1 protein-coding gene is annotated in these 410 nt (G+C 74.1%); it reads right to left on the bottom strand.

The window, feature by feature from the left end; all coding sequences use genetic code 11:
- Positions 1-410, bottom strand: a 410-nt coding sequence (locus GCN75_RS29910) for a hypothetical protein (protein WP_405002846.1), incomplete at both ends; no start/stop codon positions are given.

Here is a 410-nt window from a genome sequence, read left to right as displayed (position 1 = left end):
GGCGTTGGAAATGACGGCCAGCGCGGCGGCGTCGGTCAGGTCGGCCTGCGCCTGCGCCGCATCCGCTGCCAGGGTCGCCGCATCGGCGATCAGGCCCAGGGTGGGCGCGTCCGTCATGTTGGCTTGTGTCTGGGCATTGGCGGCGTTCGTGGCGGCGGCATCGGCGGCAGCCTGCAGGGCCACGGCATCGGTGGCGTTGGCGATCGAGGCATCCCAGGCGGCGACGCCGGCGGCAGCGTCCGCTGCCATGGTCAGCGTCACGGCGTCGGTGAGTCCTGCCTGCGTGTTGGCGGCGGCGGCGGCATTCGCTGTGGCCGTGGCGGCGATGCCCAGTGCCGCGGCGTCGCTGGCATTGGCGTTGGCGGCCGCATTCGCTGCCGCGGCGGCGGCCGCATTCGAGGCGGCCGTCA

This window comes from Janthinobacterium violaceinigrum, assembly GCF_009208555.1.
GTDB lineage: Bacteria > Pseudomonadota > Gammaproteobacteria > Burkholderiales > Burkholderiaceae_D > Janthinobacterium > Janthinobacterium violaceinigrum.
The sequence above is the reverse complement of the archived record's forward strand: the minus strand, read 5'-3'. Positions and strand labels throughout refer to the sequence as shown.